This is a genomic window from Mesorhizobium sp. M0016 (assembly GCF_040324035.1).
GTDB lineage: Bacteria > Pseudomonadota > Alphaproteobacteria > Rhizobiales > Rhizobiaceae > Mesorhizobium.
In genome coordinates, this window is record NZ_JAMYVM010000020.1 from 94,066 (window position 1) to 116,988 (window position 22,923).

A 22,923-nucleotide genomic window follows, 5' to 3' on the forward strand; every position below is an offset into this window, starting at 1 on the left:
TCGATGTGATGAAGCCTTTCGCGTTCGTGTCGACAGGATTCAATGGATCTCGGCCGGCGGTGACAACCAGGGCGCACAACATGGCCATCGTGCGGAACTCCCGTCGCCAGTTATGTCGCCGAGCCGATGCGCCCCACGCCCGCCCTCTAGACCGAGGACAGCCCCGAGACCAAGACACGGAAGGCCGTACCCAACCCGCGGAATGAGAGTCTGATCAACCGTCGTCTCTGAGCTCCACCCCCCAGCCCTGTGCAGCTTCAGCCGATCCGACTGCATGGCAAACCTGCCAAGCAGGCGAGCCTTCTTGCCTTCAACCTTGACAGGGAACATGAGAGACTAGTCGCTCAGCTTTCCGCCACGGTGTCCCATCGTCATCTTGGATGCGTACATCGTCGGTGAACGCTTGCCTGGAAGGTTCGCCTCGAGGACGATCTGTTCGACAAAGCCCTGGTTCATCTCCAACTCCACGCATTCGTCGAGCTTATCGACGAGCCAAACCGCGTAGCCTTCAGGTTCCTTGGCGTCAAATTCCGAATCGTCCGCCGGAATCTTGGGTTCCGGAAACGCCGGGATGATCATTATCTTGGGCTTTGGCAAATCGTAGGTATGTCCCTCATAGGCATAACCGACAATTATCCCGCACGATGTTTTCTGTTCTGGAGATGATCCGAGCATGAAGGTACTGCCTACCGTTGAAAGGACCGCAGCGCCAAAATTCTTCAGGTCGATCTTGAAATGGTAGGAGACTCTGATTGGTATTTTTGGAAATGGGATATTTCCATTTATTATATCTTGGCGGCCTTTGTTGCTGTCATACTTCTTCAATACTTCAAGTGCGTTGACATGTTGCTCGTCGGTGATAGGTTCCCCAGGCGCGGTTTCGACATACATGCCGGTGTCACCAAAGGGTGCTGGCGCACCGGGCACGCTGAGTCCAATTTCCGCCCCCAAGCCATAGAGCCTAACCTGTGTTGCGTTGTAAGCGCCTGACGGAAAGGTTAGTGTCGGTCGGTGATAGTCGTCGCTCATTTTCCTCGCTCCTTTTTGCTGCATCCTTCAGTTCACAAGATCTCCCGCCAGCTGAAGTTCTCATCGAATTTTTCCGCGAGCATCGGCGCGACGCGATCGCTGGAGTCCACCACCAACGCCGCGGCCTTTTCGAACGACAGGTCGTCCGCATCGAGGCGTGGCCATGCCTGAGCAAGTGCGAGAGCCACCTCGTCCCTTGCTCTGATCAGCATGCTCTTGAACATGAAGGGCCGAGCGCGGAAGGCGCGGGACGTGAAATCCGAAATGCGCTGCATGTCGGATTGGTCGACATCCTTAATATCGATCCCCAGCAGCCGCTCGTCGGCCAACCCCTCGTGCACCAGTGCCGCGTGGTAGACGTGGACGATCGTGTCGAACACAGCCCCCGTGAATGGCCGTGACCTGTCATGGATTTCCGCCGTCACCTCCGACATGCGGCGTGCGTTGCTGGCGAGGCGGATCTGCCGATCGCCAGTCAGCTCGGCAATCCGGTTCAACTCATTGAGAACAAGCAGGTTGCCATTGCAGTGCCGCAGCAGCCGGTCCATGCCGCTGTCGAAATTCAGGAAGGACAAGAGCGAGACCAGATCCGAGCTGGCTTCGTGGAACGGTCCGAAATCGCCTTGAGTCAGGCCGCCAGTTGGTGTCCCGAACAGCGAAAACAAGATTGCGTGGCCGACCTCATGTGCGATCACATCGAAGTTGAGCGCATAGGGATAGTTGCCTCCGTCGATGCCGCGCTCTCGGCCGAGTTCCAGATAGCCATAGCCCGATTGCGCATTCTCCCAGTCGACGAAGGGGATGATTTCGAGCCGCTCGAACGTCTCGGCGAAATACCAGACAATCGGTTTGCCGAGGTAGCTTTCCCAGATGTCCAGCACGCGGCTGACCGAGGCGAAAGCGTGCGCAGAAAGGAACTGCCGCGAGGTCAAGGAAAGCTGATCGAAATGGCCGTCAAAGCCAGCCTGTGCAGGTGGAAAGGTTTCGCCGACAAACGGTGGCAGATAAGGGTAGTCATAAGGCTCCTTGTCGAGGAGCGGATCGCGAACGTAGATGCGGTGATCTTCCGGGCCGGAGCGGATCAGATCGGGTGGAGTAGAAATCCATACTGTTTCGGGTGTTCCGTAACCCGAAAGGTGAGGGACCTGCGGGTAGACCAGGAACCGCGTACCCAGCACACCTTGCGCAACGGCACGATCGACCGCGTCCAATTGCTTGGCCCCCTCTGACGATGCCACGCTATCACGGTGCTTACGTTACGTAAATCGTCGGCCGCCAAGAGGTCAGGGCCTATAGCGCCAGCCCCGCATCATCCATATCCTTGGAGAAGGCCGTGGTTAGCTGTAATTCCGGCACGGGGTATGCTTTTTCAAATGCTTGCTCTCGCAAAAGTTCGAGTGCCCGCAGGGCATCTTGCTTTTTTTGCTGGACGAAAGCGGCGCCGAGCTCCCTGCACAAGATCTCGACGTCGTCCTTGCCGTCGTGCGCATCCCGGACCATCCGTGCCAGGGTGCGATCGCGAAAATTGACGGCCTGTGCCGCACCCTCGAGCCTCGCCTGCTGTTCGGGTGAAATCACGCCGCGCCGGCAAGCAGCACGAAGGGTCCGGCGCAGGTCAATCAGCGCATGCGTCAATTGAGCGAAATTCACCTCGGCCGGTCCATGCAATACCGCTACTGCGTCGTCGGGTGCAAAGGCGCAGCGGCGATACCATCGGTAGATAAGCCCGACGCCTTGCATATGGGGGAACAGCTCGGCTGCTCGAAGGGCACCCATGCTGGCCGCGCCGACGACATGAATGCCGCGGCTGAGGGCCCACAGGATTTCCTTGTGCCGAACCGCCGGCTCGGTCTGAAAACCGCCATCTATGAGAAGGATCGCACTCGGGTCGAAATGCTGCACGGCCGAAACGATCGAGCCTTGCACGGCCGGGGGAAGGCATACCGCATCGACGACCTTCAACGCGTCGGAATGGGACACGGTAGGGCCAGTGAAGACGAGTTTCGGGCGCATAATCCCTACCCCTGCAAGAGCGGCTGCAAGGCAGGGATGACAATCCTGACAACCGACAGGGCGTCGAACGGTTTCGTTCCCACCCGGATTAGGTGAACCGCATCGAACCCTCTCTCTTCGAGAATTGCCAAGAGGACCGACAGCCCGTCCGACGCCGTGTTGAACTTCTGCTCGGCGAACGCGCCGAAATCCACGCTGCGCGGGCCGTCGCGGAGGAGCCGGCGATGCGCTGCAATCACCTGCCGATCGGGGTATTTCGGATAGGACGCGCGCGTCAGGTCATCGCGCGCGCCCGAGATCGCCGCCAGACGGGCCTGGGCCGCTTCGTAGATGGCGTGCGCCGCCGCGCCGGCAGGACTGAAACCGGCGGCCGAGCCATCAGCCGGGTGATCCAAAAGGACCGTTTCCGTCGGTTCGTCTTCCAGCAGATGGCACCACACCACCGGTATGCCCAACGGCGACAAAGCCTGCCAAAGGCCGACCAGCACGTTCTTGGCCGCCAAAGTTTCCAGGAGATCGCGGAGCGACGGATCATCGATCGTCTCGGGATCGATGCGTTGACGGTGGAAAAACCCGTGGGTCCGGTATGCCGTGGCGATCGCGTCGCGTTCGATGCATTCAAGCATGCCATGAACGATGGCATCCGGCTCATCGAAGCCTGCTGCCAAACCGCTCGTCGATGCCGCGAAAATGCCGTCATGGGGCAGCGACGGCAACACATAGGCGGTGTGCACGAGCTCGAACGGGACCAGGTCGCGGCTGCCGGTAAGAAGATTGTCTGCGGCTACCCACGCGGTCTCCCTGCCGCGCCATCCCGGCGCGGTGCCCCCTTGGAGATACCTTTCGAAACGATCTGGCGGGATGCCCAATTGATCGGCGCAGCCGACGACTGGTTCGAAATTCGCCACCTGCTCTGCAAAGAAGCTCTCGGCCGATTCCAGCATGGCCGATATCCCGGCTTGCACCAGGGTGGCGCCCTTGCCTTGCGCGACCGCGTTGGAGAGCGAGAAAGGTCTTGTCACCTGCACGACCGGGATACCAAGCTGGTCGAGCCCGGTGATGTCGGCGATCCGCGTGATGCCCAGGCCTTCGCGCATCTTCATCAGCCTCGCCAGCGCCTCGTCGGGCGGCGGACCAAGGCGTTGATATCGCTCCAGCATCGCGGATGCTCTTGCAGGGCCCGCTAGTGCCGAACGGCCGATTCGGGATTGACGATCAGCGCGGCGCCCGGCTCGAGAGCGGATTTCGCACGTTCGACCCGATCGCGATAGCGCGACGACAGTTCAGGCGACAGGCCTGATGATTGAAGGGTCTCGTATGTACTGACGAGGAAAGGCACGGCACTTTGCTCCGCGGCTATGGCGATGCTCTTTTCGAGGGCAGCGATTACGTCCGCCTCCGCATCGCCCTGGAGAAGAAGTAGCTCCGCCCTTCGCCTGTAGAGCTCTGCCAGCCAGAAGCGGCTGCCGCCGGCCTCGGCCTGCGCCACAGCCGAGCCCAGCAACGCGAGCGCCTCATCGACCTCGGCAGTTCGTGTCAAAAGCTCTGCCAGCATGCCGCAATAGACCGGTTCGTCCTCAGGCGTCTGGAACTCGCCATGGAGGCCAAGGCCTTGCCGCATTTTCTCCCTGCCGCTCTCGACCTGGCCGGCGTTGCCGTCGCACCAGCCTTCGAAGATTTGCGCTGCGGCGGCGAGAGCGGGCATATAATGGCGCTCCGTCAAGTGGCGCAGATCCGCTATCACGCTTCGTAACCTCGAAAAATCTCGGCGATAGCAATGCAGCATCGCCTCGTTGAGATAGGCATGTGCGATGCTGCCGGCATGTCCGGTTTGCTGCGCCCAGCTCCTAGCTTCGGACATCGAATGGATCGCGCTTGCCGGCTTTCCGACAAACCAAAGCGACAAGGCGCGGTGGGCGAGCCCGCAGACCCTCGCGTCATGCCCGCCGAACAACGCAGCATTGGCTTTGCCCTGGCCGTGCTCATAGAGCGAAAGTCCTGCGTCGACTGCCGCGATGCAGCGGTCGTGGCGGCCAAGATTGAAGTCGATTGCCCACACGCAATGCCTGGCCTGGAGTTGCACTTCGGCATCCTCGACATCCCTGAGATCGCTGAGCACCACTTCCGCGCGCTCGCCGTCCATGACGGTATCCGTGAACCACCAGCCCCAGTAGATCGGGAACCACTTGGCCCGCTCGGCCACCGGCCGCCGCCGGGCTATCACCACGCCGTCCTCGTACAATTTGCGGGCGGGCCCCGAGTTCGGACCTTCGACAGCGGTCAGGATGGGACCGAGCACGATCATGGCCGATAGCCGCAGCGCGTCTCGCCTGTCGGCTGCCGCAACGTGCTCGCAGAGCGCCAATGCATGCTCGAGTATCTGCCTCGCTTCCGCCATTGCCGAGCGCGACGAGCTTTCCGTGCCTGCGATCACGAACTGAGCGATCGCGTCCTCCATAAGGCCTGCGCGCTCGGCGTGCTCGGCGACCTCGGCGGTGCTCAGCCACCCGGCCAGGTTTCGGTTGCGGCTCACCGCGGCAAACAGGTGGCGATGCAAGGCCTGCCGTTTCTTGCGCAGCGTTGCGTTGTAGATCGTCTCCTGGATAAGCGCATGGCGCACGCCATAGACCGGAACGCCAAAAGGCCGCACGCGGATCAGGAACCCGGCCTCGCTCAGTGAATCCAGCGCGTTTGCGATGATTTCGTCGTCGAGCTCCGGCAACAACGCGCGCAACAATTCCTGATTGAAACGATTGCCCGCGACGGCCGCGGCGCGCGCGACTTCGCGTGCCGGCCCTAGCGTTTCGAGCCTGGCCTCGATCACGCTTTCAAACACCGAGGCATGACTACGCGTCGCGGTCTGCGCCAGCCGATCCGTTGCCGAGGCCGCGTTCTCGGCCATCCACTGGCAGATTTCTTCGATGAACAGCGGGACGCCTCCGGTCACGCGTTCCACCACGTCGAGCAATTCCGGGGAAGTTGAAGGCTTGCCTTGCGGCCACATGGCCGCGATCGCCAGCCGCGTTTGCTCGCGGTTGAGCGGCTTTAGCGAGATATGCCTTGGATTCGATGCTGCCAGCCAGCTCCCGGATTCAGGGCGCGTGGTCACGATGACAAGCGCCCGGAAGTGACGGGCCGACTGTGCAAGCTCAGCCAACAATTGTCTAGACGTCAGGTCGATCCAATGGATGTCCTCGACCACCAGGACGATCGGTCCGCTGGCGCACAGGGCTTCGAGCGAGTGGCGAACCGCCCAATTGGCTTTCGCGCGCATCGCCTCGGCGTCGATTTCCTTAAGCATCGGATCGGCTCCCGCAGCGCCGAGCAGGAACGAGAAGACGTCTATGATTTCAGGATCGCGGACGTCATGATCGCGGAATACTTCTGCCACAGCGGCAGCGCTCAGCTGTCCTTCGTTGCCGGCGAAATCGCCGCGTACGTTCTGTAGCAGCGGATGCAGCGCCGAGCGGAAGCCGCCGGGCGTGCACTGGAAGAGCAGCAGTTTCGCGCGCTGGTGACGCGTGCGCCGGCGCACTTCGTGAAGAATGCGCGACTTGCCGATCCCGGCCTCGCCCTCGATCACCACCACGCCGCCGTTTCCTGCAACGGCGCTGTCCCATGCTTCGGCGATCGTGGCAAGTTCGGCCTCGCGATCGACGAGCGGACTGCTCAGCCGCCCGAAGGCGAAGAAGCGGTCGACCTCGCGCTTGTGACTCAGCGCGCGCCAGACCAGCTCCGGCTCGGCAAAACCCTTGATCGTATGGCTGCCCCTAAAGCTGAACACATGCGACCGTCGCGCCAGGTTGCGTGTCGCCTCCGAGACTAACACCGTATCCGGCTGCGCGATGGCCTGGAGCCGCGTGGCCATCGCGAAGGCAGGGCCGGTGACATTGTCACGACCCGTCTCGGCGTCACCCTTCTGGATCAGGGTCATCGATGTCGCGATTCCGACCCGGACATGCAAATCGGCGCGGCCTTGGTTCGAACCGACGCGCCTGCAGGCGTCGATGATTTCGAGCCCGGCCCGGATCGCCAGCGATGCCGCATCCTTGGCGTCTATTTCGGCAGGAAACAAAGCAACGCCGCCATCGCCGACCTCGACCTCTACGGCACCCGAGCACGACGCGACCGCCTGTCTCGCCGCCCGCTGGAAGGCTGATATCAGTTCCTCGAACTCTTCAATGTCCAGGATGCCAAGAAGGTCAGTCGATCCGACCAGGTCGTAGCAGAGCGCGGTCAGGATCCGGCGCTCATGCCGGGCTTCCGACGCATTGTTACCGTTGCCGCCCAGAAAACCTGTTGCCACCGACGCCGCCGGCAACGCGACCGGACTCTTCTCCGACATGCTGGGATTTCCTCGCCGAGCACAGTGACGGCAATATTAGCAAAGTGCGATGCTGTTCACAAAACACTCGATCAGTAGGGAGGGCAGGAAAAAGCCGATGCTGGGATCATTATGGAGAGAAATGCTCACGGCGCAAACTCCCCATGGCGTTGACACCAACTGTGACCGCTTTTGGCGGGCGGCCGGGATGACTTCGATGACCGAGATGAGGCGCGAAGCGGCCGTTCCCATACGTTGCCGCAATGCAACAAGGCCCCTCGGGGCCTTGCGCATCACCTCAATAGACGCGCTCTGCCCGCCCCTCACTTCCCCATCAGCTGCTTGGCATTCTCGGCCGTGATCGCGGTGGTCTCCACCGTCACCGTCTTGTCCACCTCGGTCGCGCAATCGAGCAGGATCTTTTTCGACATCTCGATCGCTTCCTTGGCGCCCGTCGGGTAGGTGAAGGTTGCGACCCAGTCGCCCTTGGCCACCGCCTCGATGCCGCCAGCCGGGCCCGGCAGGCCGTCTGTGCCGATGATCTTGACGTCCTTGCCCGCCCCCTTGGCGGCGAGCAGCGCGCCGGCGGCCATCATGTCGTTGGAGGCGTAGAGCACCTTGATGTCGGGGTGCGCCTGCAGCATGGCGGCGAAGGCGACTTGCGCCTTGTCCGGCACCCAGTCGGCGGCCTGCTCGGCGACGATCTGGACCTTCGGGTTGCCTTTCACGCCTTCCTTGAAGCCGTTGAGGCGCTCCACCGCCGGCGTCGAGCTCGGCAGGCCTTGCAGCACCGCCGCCTCGCCGCCATCGGGCAGCAGCGTCTTGGCGGTGTACTTTCCGGCTTCCTCGGCGATCTTGAAATTGTCGCCGCCGATGAAGGCGGTGTAGTCCTTGCCGGGGTCGCCGACCGTCTTGCGGTCAAGCTCGATGACCGGGATGCCGGCATCCATGGCGCGCTTCACCGCCGGCGTCAGCGGTGCGGCCTCGAAGGGCGAGATCAAAAGGATATCGACCTTCTGGGTGATGAAATTGTCGACCTGCGAGGTCTGCGTGTTGACGTTGCCGGCGCCGTCGGCGATCTGCAGCGTGAAGCCGGGCACTTCCTTGGCCGCCGCCTCAAGCTCGTCATTGACGTGCTGGCGGTAGGGCTCGGCATTGTTGGCCTGCGAAAAGCCGATGACGAACTGGCCGTCCTTGGCGCAGGCTTTCACCAGCGGCTCGGCGGCGTAAGCGGAGCCTGCAATGCACAGGCCAGCGCCTGCCAGCAGGACGGCCTTGAGGGTCGATCCTCTTAGTGTCGTTTTCATAACTCACTCTCCTCCTCGTCTGGCCGGGGGGCCAGACCTTGGTTTGACGTTCACGTGTTGCCGTCTCCTCCTTGTTTGTTGGTGCATGTCGTCATCGCAAAACCTTTTGCGCGACATGCACTAACGACCCAACCCCTCGCGGCGGCGAACGAGGGATTGAAGCACTGCCGCCAGCACGATGATCGCGGCGGTCGCGAGCAGCTGCATGGCGGGCGTGATGTTGTTGAGCTGCAGGATGTTGGCGAGCGCGCCAAGCATGATGGTTCCGGCGACGGTGCCGACCATCGAGCCGGCGCCGCCGAACAGGCTGGTACCGCCGATGACCACGGCGGCGATGGCCGTCAGCTCATAGCCCATGCCGTCATTGGCGCTGCCGAAATTGAACTGGCCGGCATGGACGATGCCTGCGAGTGCAGCGGCAAAGCCGGTGATGGCATAGACCGATATCTTCACCATCGAGACCGGCACGCCGGATATGCGCGCGGCGCGCTCATTGCCGCCGACGGCAAAAACATAGCGGCCGAAGCGCGTGGTGTTGAGCACGATGGTGGCGATCGCGGCAAAGACGACGAACACAAGCGTTGCCACCGGCACGGTGTTGTTGAACAGCCGCTCGCCCAGCACGGCGAACACCGGCGGCGCCAAGCCCGGCCCTTCGCCGTAGGAAATGTTGATGTACTGGTTGCCGGAGACGACCAGCGCCAGCCCGCGCGCGGCCTGCAGGCCAGCCAGCGTGACGATGAACGGCTCCAGCCGGAAGCGCGTCGAGATGGTGCCCTGGATGGCGCCGAAGACGATGCCCAAAGCGAGCACGGCGAGGATGGTGGGGATCAGGCCGAAGCCGCCGGAGATCATCATCGATGCGGTGACGACGCTGGACAGGCCAAGCACCGCGCCGACGGAGAGGTCGATGCCGGCGGTGATGATGACGAAGGTCATGCCGATGGCGATGATGCCGGTCTCCGACACCGCGCGCACGATGTTGGCGATGTTGTCGGGGTTGAGGAACAGGATCTCGCCGTGGCGGCGCGGCGAGAAGATGATGCCGCCGATCGCCACCAGCACCAGGCCGATCAGGCTCTGGAAGCGCACGATCAGCGCCAGCGGGTCGCGATGCTTTTGCGCTGCTGCTGTGACTGGGCTTGCTGCCACGGAAATCTTCTCGTCAGACATCAGGCCTCCCTGCCGTTAGCCGCGGCAAGCACCGTGTGCTCGTCGACGCCGCCCAAAAATTCCGCCACATTGCGCCCCTGGCGCAGCACCACGATGCGGTCGCACAGACCGATCAGCTCCGGCATCTCGCTGGACGCCACCAGAATGCCCAGCCCTTGCGCGGCGAGTGCCCTGAGCCGCTGGTAGATCTCGCCCTTGGCGCCGACATCGACGCCGCGTGTCGGCTCGTCGAGAAGCAACAGGCGCGGGTTGCCGAGGATTTCCTTGGCCAGCACCACCTTCTGCTGGTTGCCGCCCGAGAGCGCGCCGACGGCGATATCGGGGTTCTTCGGCCGGATATCGAACTGACCGAAGGATTCCTTCACCGCCTCGGCCTGGCGGCGCGGCGAGACCAGCCAGTTCGGCGAGATTCGGGATATGACCGACATCACCAGATTGAGGCCGACGGCCATGCGCAGCATCAGGCCCGAGCCCCGGCGGTCGTCGGTGACGAAGGCGATGCCGGCGTGGCGGGCAGCACTGATCGAATCCAGTTTCACCGGCTTGCCGCCGACAGCGACCTCGCCCTCCCAGCGGCCGGACAGGCCGGTGCCGTAGAGCGCGGACAACAGTTCGGTGCGCCCTGCCCCCATAATGCCGGCCAGGCCGACGATCTCGCCTTCATGGACATCGAGCGAAACACCTTGCGGCGCCTGCCAGCCGGCGCTGTCGCGGGCGAGCTTGAAGCTGGCGTTCCTCAGGCTGAGCAGCGGCTTGCCCGCGGCCTTGGCGCGTTGCGGATAGAGTTCGTCCAGCGGACGTCCGACCAGCAGCCTGACCAGCTCGGCCTGCGGCGCGTGCGGCTCGGTGATGCCGGCGACACGGCCGTCGCGCATTACCGTCACCCGGTCGGCAATGCCGGGCACTTCCTCCAGCCGGTGCGAGATGTAGACGATGCCGACGCCGGTGGCGGCGAGCTTGCGCATGATATCGAACAGCCGCTCGACTTCGCCGACGGTGAGTGCGGCCGTCGGCTCGTCCATGATCAGCACGCGGGAGGCGTAAGACAGCGCCTTGACGATCGCCACCACCTGGCGCTGGCCGATCGACAGATCCGCCACCATAGCGGCCGGATCGATGGCGATCTCGATGGCTTCCAGCCGCTTCTTGGCCTCGCGGCGCATTGCCGGCACGTCGAGGAAGCCGCCCGGACGCATCAGTTCGCGGCCGAGGAACAGATTGGCGGCGACATCCAGCGACGGCACCAGGTCGAGCTCCTGGAAGATGGTGGCGATGCCGGCCGCTTGCGCCTCACGCGGGTTGTTGAAACGCACGGGTTTGCCGTCGATCTCGATCGTGCCTTCGTCCGGCGTGTAGACGCCCGACAACAGGTTCATCAGGGTCGACTTGCCGGCGCCGTTCTCGCCGAGCAGCGCGTGGATCTCGCCCGCCTTGAGGTCGAAGTCGACACCGCGCAGCGCCTGCACGCCGCCGAAGCGTTTGACGGCGCCGGTCATCACCAGCAGCGGCGCGGTCATGTTAGCCTCGTGTGGGTCGGCCTCCCGCAGGAGGCGCGCGCCCGCAGCGTCGCCTGCAGCCGCACCGAACGCGGCGCGGAACCGGTCGCCGCGATGCGGGCGCTGAGCAGGGCCGCGGCCTGCCTGCCTATCTCGGTGCAGGGCTGCGCGACCAGCGTCAGGCGCGGTTCGAAACAATCGGCCCATTCGAAATCGTCGAAGCCGGCCAGCGACAGATCGCCCGGAATGGTGAGGCCTTTTTCGCGGATGGCGCGGACGGCTCCGATCGTCGTCATGTTGTTGCCGGTGACCAGTGCGGTTGGTGGCGACGGCAGCGACAGGATGGCGTGGGTGGATGCGGTCGCCGCCGCCGTGTCGACATTCTCGGCCGAGAGATAGTGCGGCACGCTTTCAAGTCCATTGGCGGCGAGCGAAGCCTGGAACGCCTCGATGCGCTCGCGCGTCGTCGTCAGGCCCGGCTGTCCGGCGATATAGCCGATGCGCTTGTGGCCGAAGGAGGCGACATGGTCGATCAGCGCGCGCATCGACGTTTCGTTCTCGACGCCGATCTGATCGAAGCGCTGGTCGGCGAAACGGTCGATCAGAACGCATGGCATCTTCTTGTCGGCGAGGTAATCGATGGCGCGCTGCGGCGAGCCCGACGGGGCCAGGATGACGCCGTCGACGCGGCGCTGATGGAAAGCGCGCACCACCTGCAGTTCGCGGTCGGGATCCTCCTGGGTATCCGACAGAAACACCATCAGCCCAAGCCGTGCGCATTCGGCCTCGACCGCGCAGATGATGTCGGTGAAATAAGGGTTGGAGATCGCCGAGATCGCCAGGCCGACGCTGTTGGTGGTCGAGGCCTTCAGCGAGCGCGCCAGCTCGTTGGGCTGGTAGCCCATGGCGGCAATGGCGTCGTTGATCAGCCTCGCCTTTTCCAGCGAAACGAAGCGCGTGTTGTTGACGACATGCGAGACGGTCGACACCGACACGCCGGCGCGCCGCGCCACTTCAGCCATTGTCGGCAAGACATATCAGCGCCTGCAAGCGCTCCTCCCTTCTGCGTTTCCCGTCCGCTCTGATGGCGGATTTCAAGGGAGCTTAGTGCGATCGAAACGTTTGCGCAATCGATTCGATGAAATTGTTAGCGGGGCTTATCTCCCCCCTCGAGGGGGAGATGTCGCCGAAGGCCACAGAGGGGGTCGCCGCGCGTGAAGCGCCAACCTTCCATCTGCAGCAAGGACGTCGAGCCCAGTCGCACCAACCCCCTCTGGCCTGCCGGCCCTCTCCCCCTCAAGGGGGGAGATTCGCAGTTTCCGCAAACTCGGCCACCAGCCCCTCATATTCCTCGAAGGCCGGCAGCGCCTCGTAACTGTGCACCGCAGGCGTCGTCGCCCAGGGGAGTTTCTCGCTGGTCCATGTCTCGATGAACGGCGTGAACCAGCCAGGCTCGTCGAGCATGGTCGGACGCAGATTGACGAACCAGTCGAGCCCTTCGGGGCGCGTGAACATCCAGCTCATGCAATGTGGGCAGAAGTAATGACGCGAGGCGCCGTGCAGTCCGCCGATCACCGGCTCGCCTTGCATGATCTCGAACCCGTCCGAGGGAATGGCAGCGCTCAGCGAATAGGCGCTGGCCGACATGCGCTGGCAGCCGATGCAATGGCAAGCCATGGTCAAAAGCGGTTTTGCGGAAATCTTGAGCCGCACACGTCCGCAGCGGCATCCGCCTTCGGCCGGCAATTTCAGGGTTGGCACGGCAGTCTCCCACTCTTCGAAGCGCGGTGCTTCAGTCGCCGGTCAGCGCCTTCGTCGTCACCAGCGTGACGCCGGCATCGGTGAAGTCCGCATTGTACCGGGCGATGATCTCGGTCGCGGTTTCGCCTTCAGTGTCCAGCGTCGAGTGCGCATCGGAAACGACAGTGACGCCGAAGCCTTCGGCCAGGGCGCCCTTGACGGTGCCGGCGATGCAGAAATCGGTCTGCGCTCCGGCGAGCACGACTTCGCCGGCCCCCTGCCCGGCCACCCAGGCGCCAAGCTCGGCATTCGAGAAGGCGTTACGGACGGTCTTGGAGAATGTCGGCTCGTCCTTGGCCTGGCCGAGTTCCGGCCATACCGGCCAACCCGGCTCGCCCGGCGCCAGCGGATCGCCGGCCGGCCCGTCATGCCGCACGAACGCTATCCGGCGCCCCTCGCGCCGCGCCCAGCCGATCAGCGAGCGGGTACGCTCGGCTATGCCCGGCGCATCATGGATCGGCGGCTCGACGCGCCCGTCGAACATGTTGGTCTGGAGATCGATGACGATGAGGGGAGCGAGGTTTGACATGGCGCGAAGATAACGCGGGCGATGGGAGGGTCAAGACGGCGAAGCTGCTGATCTCCCCCTTGGGGAGATTACCTGTACCCTCACCCGATTCCACCCGCGACCACGTAAGCACCAGCCGTGCGTCCATCCTCCAGCCGCATGACGGCCGTAACGATCGACCCGTAAGCGCCTCGCCACACACTGTGCATTCTTTCGTGCTCGCCGGCCGGCACCAGGATGCGACCGTGAAAGCTTGTGCCGCTGCGCCGCAGAGCGACCGGTTCGCCATTGACGTGAACCTTGACGCCAGCGGTCTCCGCATCGAGTTCAACCGTCACGGCGATCTCGGCCTGGTCTCCTTGCCCCATCGTCTCCGCAACAAGCCTGAGTGCCGGCGGCGGCGCATCGCTGGACTTCGATCCACCATGTTGCGCAAACACATCGCCCGGCAATTCCGGCGTGCGCGGCGGGGCCGTGCGGCGTTGGGTGGCGCGCTCGTAATCGCCGGCGAGCCGCAGCAACTCCGCATCATCATAGGCCTTGCCCGCAAAGGTCAGCCCGACCGGCATGCCGATATCGGCCATCGTTCCCATAGGCACGGTGACGGTCGGGATGCCAAGATGACGCCACACCAGATTGCCATTGGCAACCCAGGTGCCGTTGCGCCAGGCGATTGCTGCAGAGGTCTCGTTGACGTCGGCATCGGCCGGGCCGACATCGGCGACCGCCGGCAGCACGACAGCGTCGAGCCTGTGCTCGTCCAGCCAGTCCTCGAAGTCGATGCGCCGCGTCGCCTCCAATCCCTTCAGACCTTCCGCCAGCCTTGGAATATCCAGCAATGGCGTCACGCCCTGTTTGGCGCGTGTGACATAGTCCGCCAGATCGAAACCGTCGTCGCCATAGCGGTCCGGCAGCGCGCCCGGCGGCCGCGGGAAGATTTTTGGCCCGTCGACCGTGGCCAGGTCGGGGATGGCCGGGTCGGCATTGGCGCGCAGGAAATCGTCCCAGCCCCAGATGCAGAGATCCCAGATTTCGCGCTCGGCGAATGCTTCCGGCACCAGCCCGCGTTCGACCATGGTTTTTGTGCCCGGACGGTCGCGCTCATAGTTCGAGACGACGGGGAAATCGACCTCGACCACCTCCGCGCCGAGCTTTTCCAGATCACGCGCCGCCTGCCGCCAGAGGTCGAGCACCGAGGCGCGGGTCTCGATGGGTTTGGGCGCGCCGCCGTCGCGGCCGATATACATTTTCGGCACGCCGAGGCGTTTGCCTTTCAACGAGCCCTCCAAGGCGAGTGTAGTGTAGCTTGGCGGCCTGAGAGCAGCGCTTTTCGCGATCGACACCCAGGGCTGCGCGCGCCAGAAATCGCCGCGCGTCTCGGTATCGTCGGCGACGATCACGTCGAGCAGCTCCAGCATGTCGGCAATGCCGCGCGTGTGCGGCACCACCACATCCATGGTCGGCACCAGCGGCCAGTTGCCCCTGACCGAAATGACGCCGCGCGACGGCGTGTAGGCGACAAGTGCATTGTTGGACGCCGGCGCGCGGCCGGAAGACCATGTCTCCTCGCCCAGCCCGAAAGCGGCAAAGCTGGCGGCGGTCGCGGTGCCGGAACCGTTGGACGAGCCGGAAGCGAAGGCGGCGGTCAGGTAATCTGCATTGTAGGGGCTTTCGGCCCGGCCATAGACGCCGCGCTGCATGCCGCCATTCGCCATTGGCGGCATGTTGGTCAGCCCGATCAGCACAGCACCACCGGCCCTCAGCCTGGCAATGGTGAAAGCGTCCTCATTGGCGACGAGATGCTCGAAGGCGGGCGAGCCAGCAGCCACCGTCAGGCCCTTCACCTTATAGCTGTCCTTGGCGGTGTAGGGGATGCCGTCGAGCGGCCCGAGGGTGGCGCCATTGCGCCGCCGCAGGTCGGACGCCGCCGCCTCCTCGAACATTGCCGGGTTAAGCACCGCCACGGCATTGAGCGCGATGCCATGGCGGTCGTAATGCGCGATGCGCCTGAGATAAGCGCCCACCAGCTCGACGCTGGTGACGGTGCCGGCCTCCAGCGCCCGGCGCAGGTCGGCGATCGTGGCTTCGACGAGCTGGAGGTTGGGCATGGGATTCTCGAGATGCAGCGGCAAATGAGTCTTCGCATCGTGCGATGCGAGTGTCACGCCGCAAACGAAAGGCGTGACGGCGACGCTGCTGATCTCCCCCAAGTGGGGAGATGGCCGGCAGGCATAAGTGGCCTCCGAAATTGACTGATGAAAGACAGTTTTGGTATCCGCTGCCGATGTCCATTATATGACACGACCTCACCGACGTCATCGGCGTTGCCTGACCCTGAGCTCACAGCGTCTTGCTGTCGAACTGGCCTTTTTCCTTCATCATTTCGAGGAAGGTCCTGGCCTCGGCATTTCCGTGGCTTGCCGATGTGGAAAACCACTTGGCAGATTCCGGATAGTTCGGCTTGCCGCCGATCCCGGTGTAATAAAGCTTGCCAAGGTTGAGTTCTGCTTCGACATTTCCCGCCTTGGCTGCCTCCAGCAACCAGAATTCGGCGGATTTTTCATCCTTGGCTATCCCTCTGCCGCGGGCATAGGCAACAGCCAGGTACAGTTCAGACGAAACGTCCCCCTGCTTTGCGGCCTTGAGCCACCACGAAACGGCATCAGCGTCGCTCTGAGTCAGTCCGGCGCCCGTCCAATATGCCAGGCCGAGGTTCGCCTGCGCATAAGCGTCTCCCCGGCTCGCCGCCTTCAGCCACCAGGATGATGCTTCGGCATCACTTTTGGCAGTGCCCTTGCCCGTGCATAGGCATAGGCCAGCGCAGACTGCGCCCGGACATTGTCCTGTTCCGCCGCCTTGACCAACCAGGCGAACGACTGGGCGTCGTCCTTGCCGATGCCTTTTCCCAATTCATACGCGTTTGCTAAGGAGTATTGCGCTTCCGGCACACCGGCGACCGCGGCCTTCATCCACCATTCGAAGGCCAGGCGGTCATCCTGACCGACGCCGTGGCCAAGCGAATACAGCGTGCCCAACAGAGACTGGGCATTCGGCTCACCCATGTCGGCCGCCTTTCGCACCCACGTCACGGCGAGCTGATCGTCCTTCTCAACGCCTTCACCGAGATAATAGGACCGACCGATGCAGTAGGCAGCTTCGGTACTGCCGCCATCGGCTGCCTTGCGCCACCAGGAGAGAGCTTGCTCATAGCTTTGCGGAACACCTTGGCCCTGCGCGTACAGGGTGCCGATGGCATAGTAACCATTCGCGTTGCTCTTGTCGGCCGACTGTGTGGCAAATTTTAACGCCAGTTGGTCGTTTCTTTCGACACCTCGGCCATGGGAATAGGCCTGGGCGAGCAAGGATGCCGCATCTGCATTTCCTTGCTCGGCTGCTTTGCCCCACCAGTAGGTCGCCTGCCTGTCATTTTGGGCAATACCCTGGCCACGCCAGTACATTAATCCCAGATTGTACTGTGCGTCAGCATTTCCCATGTCGGCCAGCACGGAGATCTGATGGAATTGCTCGCGATAATCCCTTGCCAGGACAGCCGCTTGAATCTTCTTAATGGCTGACCACTGCACATAGTAATTTCGGCCAGGACCGAGCAGCACATAAGCCGCCAGCAACACCAGAACGACGGTAAGGACCCCTCGGCGACGCGACTTGGGCGGGCTGTAGACAGGTGTATCCACTTTGGGCGCCCAGTCGTTGTTGCTCACGGTCCCCAATCCATTTGCAGCCACCAGTAATCCATAACGCGAGCCAGGCTGTTCTGGAATATCCAAAGCATTTGATATCGCTACTGCGGCGCGCCGGCAAACAGGATCTCGCCATCGGCGCCCGCCGCCGGCCAATCCCTGATGGTGCGGTCGTTGCCGCCGGTGAGCAGTGTGCCGTCGGTGGCGAAGGCAACGGCGTAGATCGGGCCGGTGCGGCTGTCGAACATGGCGATCTGGTCTCCAGTGCCGAGATCCCACAGCCGCGCCGTGCCGTCGAGCGAGCCGGAAGCCAGGCGCTTGCCGTCGGCCGACAGCGCCAGCGTATAGACGGTGCCTTCGTGGCCCTCGAAGCGGCGCAATTCCCTAAACGTGTCGAGGTCCCAGAGCTTGATCGTGTAGTCGCCGCTGCCGGTGACGACATGATGGCCGTCGGCGGTGAAGACGGCGCCGTAGGTGCCCTGCTCGTGGCCGTGCCAGCTTCGCAATTGTTTGCCGCTTTCGACGTCCCAGAATTTCAGCGTGCCGTCGATGGAGCCGCTCAGCGCGCGCGTGCCGTCGGGCGAGATTGCGACCGTGCTGATCGGCCAGTCATGTCCGGTCATCACATGCAGCACCGATTTGTTGACGAGATCCCAGACGATGACGTTGCCGGTGTCGTGGCCACTGACGGCGCGCTTGCCGTCCGGGCTGATCGCCAGCTTACGCACGCCGCCATTCGCGCCCGACGAGAAGACATGCAGCACCGCGCCGTCGGCAAGCTTTCGCAGCACGATCTCGCCATCGTCGCCGGCGGTCAGCGCGGTTGCGCCGTCGGGCATGAACAGCGCCGTGCGCGCCATGTCCTTGTGTTCACCAAGGTTGCGGATCAGCCGCTTGCCGGCGATGTCCCAGAGCTTGATCATATGGTCGGTGCTGGCGCTCATGACGTCGCGGCCATCGGCCGAGACGGCGAGCCAGACGACGGCGTCGCGGTGGCCGTCGGGCTCGGTCGGCAGCGCCGGCGGAGGCGGCGGCAACGGCGCGACGGTTTGCGGTGGCGTGGCCGGAGCCGGCGGTGGAGCAGTCTCCGGTGGCGGTGTCGCCGGAGCGAGTGCGACTTGTGGCGGCTGAGGGGGAGCAGCCGGAGGCGTAGGCTGCGCCGGCTCGGGCGGTTTGGCTGCCTGCACCGGCGGAGTTGGCTCGGGCGGCATGGTGACCTGCGGCGAACTCGGCGGGGCCGGTGTCGTCGCCAGGTCCGGCGGGACACCGTCGATGCCCTGGTCCTTCGGCTCGGCTTTGGGTTCGTTCGGGGCGGCCACCTCAGCGCCCGGGCCGGCGTCACGCGCCCAAGGGAAGTGGTCGGCCAGCAGCGCCAACACGGCGAGCACCGGCAACATGAGGAAGGCGCGCCGCAGACCGGGGCGGCCCTTTGGGTCGATCTCGGCGTCGCGGCCAAAAAGCGGCGTTCCAGCAGGCTGGCTTCGCCGACCCGGCAGCAGTCCGGCCCAGAACAACAGGGCGCCAAGCAGGCAAAGCCCGCCGACGGTCAGGAACACCACCGGTCGCAGCGTGGCTGGGCCGTGCAGCATGTGATCGATCCCGCTCCAGCTGAAATCTCTGTCGCCGAGCAGCAGATACGCCCGCACCAGACAAGCCAAAGCGGCCGCCAGCAGCGGAAGCGCAAACAGCCTTTCGGCCAACCTGTCCATCGGACTCCCCCTCCGGTGCCGCACCTTGCTCATCATGCGGCCGCCGCAGCGAAACAAATAGCGCAAAACTGCGCCCACGAAAGTGGGCGCGATCACGCAGCCAAATTCACTTCAATTCGACCCATACCGGCGCGTGGTCGCTGGCGCCGTCCTCACCTCTGACATCGCGGTCGATGCCGGCAGCGGTGAGGCGGCGCGCCAGTTTCTTCGACAGCAAGATGTGGTCGAGCCGCAGCCCGGCATCGCGCGGCCAGCGGTTGCGGCGGTAGTCCCAGAATGTGTAGAGCGTTTCCTTCGGATGCTTCTTGCGCAGCGCATCGGTCCAGCCCTGCTCGAGCAGACGCTGGAACGACGCCCGGCTTTCCGGCTGCAGCAACGCGTTGTCGTCATAGGAGCGGGTGGCGTAGATGTCGCGCGGCTCGGGCACGATGTTGTAGTCGCCGACCAGCGCCACCGGCAGGCCGGTGTCGAAGAGTTCTGCGGCATGCGCCTCCAGCCTTTCATGCCAGGCCAGCTTGTACTGGAATTTCGGCCCCGGCTGCGGGTTGCCGTTGGGCGCGTAGAGACAGGCGATGACGACGCCCGACACCGCCGCCTCGATGTAGCGGCTCTGCTTGTCGGCGGTATCGCCGGGCAGGACGTCACGGGTCAGCACCGGCTTGGACCCGCGCGCGAGTATGGCGACGCCATTCCAGGTCGGTTCGCCCTTCCACACCGCGCCATAGCCGGCCGCCGCAAGCGCCGTGCGCGGAAACTGCGTGTCGCGGGCCTTCAGCTCCTGCAGGCAGACGACATCGGGCTTGGCTGCCGCCAGCCACGCCAGCAGGTTTTGCAGCCGGCTGTTGATGTTGTTGATATTGAAGGTGGCGATTTTCATTTGGCGATCAGGAAACGATCCGCCCTGTCCACGCCTTCACCGTCCCGGCCAGCGTCTTCAAATGATCGGCGGTCGAAAAACCCGACACGCTCTTGCGCGGCTTCAGGTCGTGGTCGCCATCCTCCAGCCAGATCACCTCGATGGCTTTGGAAAGGCCGTAGGTCGCGACCTCTTCTTTCGTGCCGAACTCGTCGCGGGTGCCCTGGAAGATCAGCGTCGGCGTCTTGAGGTCGGCGAGATGTTTTGTCCTGAGTTGCTCGGGCTTGGCCGGCGGATGAAAGGGATAGCCGAGGCAGACGAGGCCCGAAATCTCGCCCTTGGCGAACATCTCGTCGGCAACCATCGAGGCGACGCGCCCGCCCATCGACTTGCCGCCGATGATCAGCTTCCCGGTGACGCCCCTCGCCCTGAGGTCGGCGATTGCCTTGATGTATTCCGGGTTGACCGTCTCGGCACGCGGCGGCGGCTTGCGCTGGCCATAGCGTCGCGCCGCCATATAGTGGAATTCGAAGCGCGCAACCTGGAAGCCGGCTGTGGCGAGCGCCTTGGCGGTGTCGGTCATCGAGGGGGAATCCATCGACGCGCCGGCGCCGTGGGCCAACACGATGGTGACCGGGGCGGTTTCGTTACCGTCGAAGAGGAAGGCGGTCATGGGGTGCGCTGCCGGTAAAGGCCGAGTTCCTTCGCGCCCCCCTCTGTCCTGCCGGACATCTCCCCCTCAAGGGGGGAGATTGGCAGTTTCAGCGCCTGACGGACCTCGCGACGATAGTGATTGGCGAAAGCGATGGCGACATCCAATCTCCCCCCTTGAGGGGGAGATGGCCGGCAGGCCAGAGGGGGGCGCTCAAGCGCTGCCATTGCGCCCTACCCCGCCGTCCGTGCCAATTGCAAATCGACGAACTGTATCCCCTTTTGCGCCATGCGGGCCCATTCGCTATCCGCGTCGAGTTCGAGATAGCGCACCCAGTGGCGGCGGGCTTCAGCCAGATTGCCGGCCTCGAATTCCAGTCGGGCGAGGTTGAACACTGGATCGGCATAAGTCCTGTCGAGCGTGATCGCTTTTTGCAGATGCCGGCGCGCCGAGGCGATCTTGCCTTCGTCGCTCATCAGCCCGGCGAGGTTGAACCAGGCCTCGACGAACGCCGGATCGAGCTTGATCGCTCTTGCATAGTCATGCGCCGCGTCGGCCACGCGACCGGCGCCACGCAAGCAATTGGCGCGGTTGAACGCGGCGATGGCGTCGCTCGGATCGATGCTGAGGCAGCGTTGGTAGAGCGCCGCGGCATCGTCGTGCCGGCCCTCCTCTTCCGCGCTTTCAGCCTCGGCGAACAATTCTTCCAGCGTGTCGTCGCCGGCTGCGCTTGCGCTGCCGAGATCGAACAGCAGCTGGCCGTCGAGTTCGCTCTGGCCATCCTCGAGATAGATCTGATCGGGCCGGCCATGCTGCGAGCCGACATTGAGCGATTTGGCGGTGAGCGAAGCGACCGGACCGGAGCGATGCACGGAGCGCGCGATCGCGCCCCAGGATGCACCGCCGGCGACCAGCCCGGCATATTTGCGGGCAAGGATCAGATCGCGGAACGAGTAGGGTTCACAATCGTGCTCGAAGGCGTCGAACAGGCTGAGCAGGTCGAGGTCGGCACCGGACAGTCTGGACTGGTCGACGAGAGACTGCCTGGACAGCGAAGACGCCTCCGGCGCCTTCATCAGACCAAGCAGGCGCAGGAAGCCATTTTCGCTAAGGAGTGTTCGGCCAGCGGAGCCCTCGGCTGCAACCCGGCGCTCGATCTCGGCATCGCCGCCCTTCGCCGTGCCGGCCTTGGCGATCAGCGTTCGGCCGAACACAACATGGCTGGTGCGCCTGGTGACGCCGCGCCGCAACTGGCCGTGCTGACGCTCCACCTCACGGGCCGCGAGCCGCAGCGGAAATGCCGCCAGCGCGCCGATGGCGCCGAAGACGGCGCCCGGGATTATACCGGTCGGCGCCGTCACCCCTTGCTCTTGCCGACGGCCTTGAGCAGATTGGCCTTCAACGGGTTTTCCTTGGCCGCACCCGCCTTACCCTTGGCGGCAGGTTTTTCAGCGTCGTCGGCCTTGCTCTTCGACTTGGCCGGCGGCTTGGCTGATTGCGACAGGCTCGCCTTCAACGCGTCCATGAGGTTGATGACATTGCCACGCTCGGGCGCCGCCGCAATGATCGGCTTATGGCCCTTCAGTTTCTCGCGGATCATCGTCATCAGCGCGATCTCGTAGCGGTCCTCATAATTCTTCGGATCGAAGGTGGTTTCCTTCTGCTTGATTAGCGCTTCGGCCAATTGCAGCATTTCGGGATCCGGCTTGCCAGCCGGGATGTTGCCGAAATATTCAGCCGTGCCGCGCACTTCGTTCGGGTTCCTCAACGTACACACGAACATGCCGTTCTCGCGCGCGCCGATCGTCACCACGCGCTCGCGGCTGGACAGGACAAGGCGGGCAATGGCCAGCTTGCCGGATTTGCGCATTGCCTCGCGCAGCACGGCGAAGGTTTCCTCCGCCATGGCGCCATCCGGCGCCATGTAGTACGGCGCATCCTGATAAATGACGTCGACTTCGTCTTCGTCGACGAAGGCCTCGATGTTCATCGTGTGATTGGATTCGATGCGCACTGCTTCGAGGTCGGCCTCATCGATGATGATGTACTGCTTGTCCTCGTATTCGTAACCCTTGACCAAGTCCGCGCGCTCGACGAGGCCGAGTTCAGGGTCGACCGGCTTCATGTTGATGCGGTTGTGGGTCTTCTTGTGCAATTGGTTGAACGATATGCGCTCGCTGGTCGTCGTTGCCGGATAGAGCCGGACCGGACAGCTGACGAGGCTGAGCTTGAGGTAACCTTTCCAACTTGCCCTGGGCGCCATGATACTCTCCTACGCGGCCACGCACTGACATTTCAGACTGAGCATGATCTTATCCGAAAACCGGTTCCCACGTTTCGGGATCATGCTTACTG

General features: G+C 63.7%; 19 protein-coding genes. All 19 read right to left on the minus strand.

The window, feature by feature from the left end:
- Positions 1-336: 336 nt before the first annotated feature.
- Positions 337-1,029, minus strand: a complete 693-nt coding sequence (locus tag NKJ88_RS24785) for a hypothetical protein (RefSeq protein WP_352445910.1) — start codon at positions 1,027-1,029, stop codon at positions 337-339.
- A 32-nt stretch (positions 1,030-1,061) separates the two neighbouring features.
- The gene (locus tag NKJ88_RS24790; protein WP_023689836.1) at positions 1,062-2,240 is read right to left on the minus strand and encodes a gluzincin family metallopeptidase; all 1,179 of its coding nucleotides are present in this window, start codon (positions 2,238-2,240) and stop codon (positions 1,062-1,064) included.
- 79 nt (positions 2,241-2,319) lie between these two features.
- Positions 2,320-3,042, minus strand: coding sequence for a TfuA-like protein (locus NKJ88_RS24795; RefSeq protein WP_032886634.1), 723 nt, complete (start codon positions 3,040-3,042; stop codon positions 2,320-2,322).
- Positions 3,043-3,047: 5 nt separating this feature from the next.
- Positions 3,048-4,202 carry a YcaO-like family protein gene (locus tag NKJ88_RS24800; protein ID WP_352445913.1) on the minus strand — a complete coding sequence of 385 codons (1,155 nt, stop codon included), beginning with the start codon at positions 4,200-4,202 and terminating at the stop codon, positions 3,048-3,050.
- Between the two features lie 23 nt (positions 4,203-4,225).
- Positions 4,226-7,387, minus strand: coding sequence for an AAA family ATPase (locus NKJ88_RS24805; RefSeq protein ID WP_023824468.1), 3,162 nt, complete (start codon positions 7,385-7,387; stop codon positions 4,226-4,228).
- Positions 7,388-7,689: 302 nt separating this feature from the next.
- Positions 7,690-8,673, minus strand: a complete 984-nt coding sequence (locus NKJ88_RS24810) for a substrate-binding domain-containing protein (RefSeq protein ID WP_023689831.1) — start codon at positions 8,671-8,673, stop codon at positions 7,690-7,692.
- 120 nt (positions 8,674-8,793) lie between these two features.
- On the minus strand, positions 8,794-9,846 hold the full coding sequence (locus NKJ88_RS24815) for an ABC transporter permease (protein ID WP_031199588.1): 1,053 nt from the start codon (positions 9,844-9,846) through the stop codon (positions 8,794-8,796).
- Positions 9,846-11,363, minus strand: coding sequence for a sugar ABC transporter ATP-binding protein (locus NKJ88_RS24820; protein WP_023743919.1), 1,518 nt, complete (start codon positions 11,361-11,363; stop codon positions 9,846-9,848). The genes NKJ88_RS24815 and NKJ88_RS24820 overlap by 1 nt, the downstream gene beginning before the upstream one ends.
- The gene (locus tag NKJ88_RS24825; RefSeq protein WP_023821226.1) at positions 11,360-12,373 is read right to left on the minus strand and encodes a LacI family DNA-binding transcriptional regulator; all 1,014 of its coding nucleotides are present in this window, start codon (positions 12,371-12,373) and stop codon (positions 11,360-11,362) included. The genes NKJ88_RS24820 and NKJ88_RS24825 overlap by 4 nt, the downstream gene beginning before the upstream one ends.
- Before the next feature lie 265 nt (positions 12,374-12,638).
- Positions 12,639-13,103, minus strand: a complete 465-nt coding sequence (locus NKJ88_RS24830) for a GFA family protein (RefSeq protein ID WP_352445915.1) — start codon at positions 13,101-13,103, stop codon at positions 12,639-12,641.
- A 31-nt stretch (positions 13,104-13,134) separates the two neighbouring features.
- Complete coding sequence (locus NKJ88_RS24835) at positions 13,135-13,671, minus strand: isochorismatase family protein (protein ID WP_023712542.1); 537 nt, start codon at positions 13,669-13,671, stop codon at positions 13,135-13,137.
- 80 nt (positions 13,672-13,751) lie between these two features.
- Entirely contained in the window at positions 13,752-15,758 is a 2,007-nt protein-coding gene (locus tag NKJ88_RS24840; RefSeq protein WP_352445917.1) for an amidase, read from the minus strand.
- 232 nt (positions 15,759-15,990) lie between these two features.
- The gene (locus NKJ88_RS24845) at positions 15,991-16,518 is read right to left on the minus strand and encodes a tetratricopeptide repeat protein (protein ID WP_352445945.1); all 528 of its coding nucleotides are present in this window, start codon (positions 16,516-16,518) and stop codon (positions 15,991-15,993) included.
- Entirely contained in the window at positions 16,401-17,372 is a 972-nt protein-coding gene (locus NKJ88_RS24850) for a tetratricopeptide repeat protein (protein ID WP_352445919.1), read from the minus strand. Before NKJ88_RS24850 ends, NKJ88_RS24845 begins: the two co-directional genes overlap by 118 nt.
- Positions 17,373-17,452: 80 nt before the next feature.
- Entirely contained in the window at positions 17,453-19,060 is a 1,608-nt protein-coding gene (locus NKJ88_RS24855; protein WP_352445921.1) for a WD40 repeat domain-containing protein, read from the minus strand.
- A gap of 106 nt (positions 19,061-19,166) precedes the next feature.
- Complete coding sequence (locus NKJ88_RS24860) at positions 19,167-19,937, minus strand: exodeoxyribonuclease III (RefSeq protein WP_352445923.1); 771 nt, start codon at positions 19,935-19,937, stop codon at positions 19,167-19,169.
- A 7-nt stretch (positions 19,938-19,944) separates the two neighbouring features.
- Entirely contained in the window at positions 19,945-20,589 is a 645-nt protein-coding gene (locus tag NKJ88_RS24865; RefSeq protein WP_352445925.1) for an alpha/beta hydrolase family protein, read from the minus strand.
- Positions 20,590-20,801: 212 nt separating this feature from the next.
- Positions 20,802-21,929: a tetratricopeptide repeat protein gene (locus NKJ88_RS24870; RefSeq protein ID WP_352445927.1), complete on the minus strand. Its 1,128-nt coding sequence runs from the start codon at positions 21,927-21,929 to the stop codon at positions 20,802-20,804.
- Positions 21,926-22,831, minus strand: coding sequence for a non-homologous end joining protein Ku (gene ku, locus NKJ88_RS24875; protein ID WP_023685883.1), 906 nt, complete (start codon positions 22,829-22,831; stop codon positions 21,926-21,928). Before ku ends, NKJ88_RS24870 begins: the two co-directional genes overlap by 4 nt.
- Between the last annotated feature and the right edge of the window lie 92 nt (positions 22,832-22,923).

Bases quoted from the DNA above. Each gene is read 5' to 3' on its own strand.
- NKJ88_RS24855 (WP_352445921.1), bottom strand. From the start codon at position 19,060: ATGGACAGGTTGGCCGAAAGGCTGTTTGCGCTTCCGCTGCTGGCGGCC.
- NKJ88_RS24860 (WP_352445923.1), bottom strand. From the start codon at position 19,937: ATGAAAATCGCCACCTTCAATATCAACAACATCAACAGCCGGCTGCAA.
- NKJ88_RS24810 (WP_023689831.1), bottom strand. From the start codon at position 8,673: ATGAAAACGACACTAAGAGGATCGACCCTCAAGGCCGTCCTGCTGGCA.
- NKJ88_RS24840 (WP_352445917.1), bottom strand. From the start codon at position 15,758: ATGCCCAACCTCCAGCTCGTCGAAGCCACGATCGCCGACCTGCGCCGG.
- NKJ88_RS24820 (WP_023743919.1), bottom strand. From the start codon at position 11,363: ATGACCGCGCCGCTGCTGGTGATGACCGGCGCCGTCAAACGCTTCGGC.
- NKJ88_RS24795 (WP_032886634.1), bottom strand. From the start codon at position 3,042: ATGCGCCCGAAACTCGTCTTCACTGGCCCTACCGTGTCCCATTCCGAC.
- NKJ88_RS24800 (WP_352445913.1), bottom strand. From the start codon at position 4,202: ATGCTGGAGCGATATCAACGCCTTGGTCCGCCGCCCGACGAGGCGCTG.
- NKJ88_RS24805 (WP_023824468.1), bottom strand. From the start codon at position 7,387: ATGTCGGAGAAGAGTCCGGTCGCGTTGCCGGCGGCGTCGGTGGCAACA.
- NKJ88_RS24785 (WP_352445910.1), bottom strand. From the start codon at position 1,029: ATGAGCGACGACTATCACCGACCGACACTAACCTTTCCGTCAGGCGCT.
- NKJ88_RS24835 (WP_023712542.1), bottom strand. From the start codon at position 13,671: ATGTCAAACCTCGCTCCCCTCATCGTCATCGATCTCCAGACCAACATG.
- NKJ88_RS24865 (WP_352445925.1), bottom strand. From the start codon at position 20,589: ATGACCGCCTTCCTCTTCGACGGTAACGAAACCGCCCCGGTCACCATC.
- ku (WP_023685883.1), bottom strand. From the start codon at position 22,831: ATGGCGCCCAGGGCAAGTTGGAAAGGTTACCTCAAGCTCAGCCTCGTC.
- NKJ88_RS24815 (WP_031199588.1), bottom strand. From the start codon at position 9,846: ATGTCTGACGAGAAGATTTCCGTGGCAGCAAGCCCAGTCACAGCAGCA.